The sequence below is a fragment of the Streptomyces recifensis genome, from assembly GCF_002154615.1.
Classification (GTDB): domain Bacteria; phylum Actinomycetota; class Actinomycetes; order Streptomycetales; family Streptomycetaceae; genus Streptomyces; species Streptomyces griseoluteus.
Map to the genome: position 1 here is coordinate 1 of NZ_MUNH01000730.1, position 2695 is coordinate 2695.

Here is a 2695-nt window from a genome sequence, read left to right on the forward strand (position 1 = left end):
TCCTGCCGGGGATCGGTGAGGCGTTCCCGCGCGTGTTCCACTTGTCGTCCGCACTTCCGTTGTCACCTGAGGAGTCCCAAGTCCGTGCGGGCTTCAGGTTCTCCGTTTCCGTGGCGGCGTACACCTGGCGGAAGGGCTTGTCACGGAATCTCCCCGATCCGGGTGACGAGGGCGGCCGTGGTGTCCGCACACGTGTGCGCGCCCTAGGTGTGCGTGGTGACAGCCAGTGGCGCGCCCCATGGCGGCCCGTGACAAGATGAGACTCCGGCGCATGTGGTGGGGTCCGGGAGCGGGCAGGTCACCGCGGGTGCGCCAGGCGGCTCGGACAGGTGTGGCGAAAGGACCGGAGCGTACGTGAGCGAGAATCAGAACCTCCTCGCGGAGCAGCGGCGCGCTCTGATCGTGGACGAGGTCCGGCGGCGCGGCGGTGTCCGGGTCAATGAGCTGACCCGCCAACTGGGCGTGTCGGACATGACCGTGCGCCGTGACCTGGACGCGCTGGCCCGGCAGGGTGTGCTGGAGAAGGTGCACGGCGGCGCGGTCCCGGTGGTCGAGGCGAGCACGCACGAGCCGGGGTTCGAGGCCAAGTCAGGACTGGAGCCGACCGCCAAGGAGGAGATCGCGCGGGCGGCCGCGCGCCTGGTGGCTCCGGGTTCGGCGATCGCGCTGTCCGGCGGGACGACCACGTACACGCTGGCCCGGCAGCTCCTGGAGGTGCCCGACCTGACCGTGGTGACGAACTCGGTGCGGGTCGCGGACGTCTTCCACACCGCGCAGCGCACCTCGGGCCGACGGCCGGGCGCGGCCACGGTGGTGCTGACCGGCGGGGTGCGCACCCCGTCCGACTCGCTGGTGGGTCCGGTCGCGGACCGGGCCATCGCCGCGCTCCACTTCGATCTGCTGTTCCTCGGTGTGCACGGCATATCGGCGGAGGCCGGGTTGTCCACGCCGAACCTCGCCGAGGCCGAGACCAACCGGCAGTTGGTGCGCTCGGCGCGCCGGGTCGTGGTGGTCGCCGACCACACCAAGTGGGGCACGGTGGGCCTGAGTTCGTTCGCCGCGCTGGACGAGGTGGACACGCTCGTCACGGACGGCGGGCTGCCCGCCGAGGCCCGTGCCGAGATCTCCGAGCGGCTGCGGCGCCTGGTGGTGGCGGGCGAACCGGAGGAAGACGAGGAGCCCGAGGGCCTCGAGGAGGACTGACGGCGCGCCGGGGACGCCCCGGCCTCAGTCCGGCCACACCCCCGTGGCCAGCAGCGACTCGATCGCGGCCGTGTACGGACCGATGTCGAGGTTCTGCTCCTCCAGCCAGCTGTCCGAGTAGTACTTGTCGAGGTAGCGGTCGCCGGGGTCGCACAGCAGCGTGACCACACTGCCGTTCCGGCCCTCGGCCACCATCTCGGAGACGATCTTCAGCGCGCTCCACAGCCCGGTCCCGGTGGACCCGCCCGCCTTGCGCCCCAGCGCCCGCTCCAGCGCGCGCACGGCGGCCACGCTCGCGGCGTCCGGGACCTTCATCATGCGGTCGATCGCGCCGGGCACGAAGCTGGGCTCCATGCGCGGCCGCCCGATCCCCTCGATGCGGGAGCCGCAGTCGCAGGTGACGTCCGGGTCGCCGGTGGTCCAGCCCTCGAAGAAGCAGGAGTTCTCGGGGTCGGCCACACAGACCCGGGTGTCGTGCTGGAGGTAGTGCACATAGCGGGCGAGGGTCGCCGAGGTGCCGCCGGTGCCGGCCGTGGCGACGATCCACGTGGGCACCGGGTACCGCTCCAGCGCGAGCTGCCGGAAGATCGACTCGGCGATGTTGTTGTTGCCGCGCCAGTCGGTGGCGCGCTCGGCATAGGTGAACTGGTCCATGAAGTGGCCGCCGGTCTCGGCCGCGAGCCGCGCCGACTCGGCGTACATGGTGCGCGGGTCGTCCACGAAGTGGCAGCGGCCGCCGTGGAACTCGATGAGCCGGCACTTCTCGGCACTGGTGGTGCGCGGCATGACGGCGATGAAGGGCACTCCGATCAGGGACGCGAAGTACGCCTCGGAGACGGCGGTCGAGCCACTGGACGCCTCGATCACCGGGCGGCCGGGGCGAATCCAGCCGTTGCACAGGCCGTAGAGGAAGAGGGAGCGGGCGAGGCGGTGCTTGAGGCTGCCGGTCGGGTGGGTCGACTCGTCCTTGAGGTAGAGGTCGATGCCCCATTCCTCGGGGAGCGGGAAGCGCAACAGATGGGTGTCCGCTGACCGGTTCGCGTCCGCCTGGACTTTGCGGACGGCCTCTTTCAGCCAGTCCCGGTAGGCCGCGTCACTGCGGTCGACATCGAGGGTGGCGCCGGTCCGGGCCGGTGGGGTGGTGCTCACGGCGGGGCTCCTTACGCTGGGCGCCGACGACGCCCGGCGCGGTCGGCAGCCCGATCATAGGCATCAGTCGCACCGCTTCTCACCTGCATCAACGCATCTTTGAGCCACCCAAAGGCAGCCTGGGGCACACCCGTACGAGGGGGCGCGGGGGCGCATTGGCGCGAGTGCTCCAGCGCCACGTGCGCCCCGTTCGCGCGCACTGGTGCTCCTGTCCGCGCCGGGGCAGACTGCACCGCGTGGACCGGCCGCCGTGCGGGGGCCGGTGGACCGGTACGCGCGAGGGGGCGGTGCGGGATGGCGGAGCCGGAGTTCACGGCGAGAGGCGTGCGCATCGGCAAGGGGG

General features: G+C 71.7%; 2 protein-coding genes. One reads left to right on the forward strand and one right to left on the reverse strand.

Translation table 11 applies throughout. From position 1 onward, the window contains the following. The first annotated feature begins 354 nt into the window (after positions 1-354). Positions 355-1203 carry a DeoR/GlpR family DNA-binding transcription regulator gene (locus CCN33_RS28960; protein WP_086696339.1) on the forward strand — a complete coding sequence of 283 codons (849 nt, stop codon included), beginning with the start codon at positions 355-357 and terminating at the stop codon, positions 1201-1203. 24 nt (positions 1204-1227) lie between these two features. Here CCN33_RS28960 and cds1 read toward each other — a convergent pair whose 3' ends face one another. After that, complete coding sequence (cds1, locus tag CCN33_RS28965) at positions 1228-2352, reverse strand: L-cysteine desulfhydrase Cds1 (protein ID WP_086696340.1); 1125 nt, start codon at positions 2350-2352, stop codon at positions 1228-1230. Between the last annotated feature and the right edge of the window lie 343 nt (positions 2353-2695).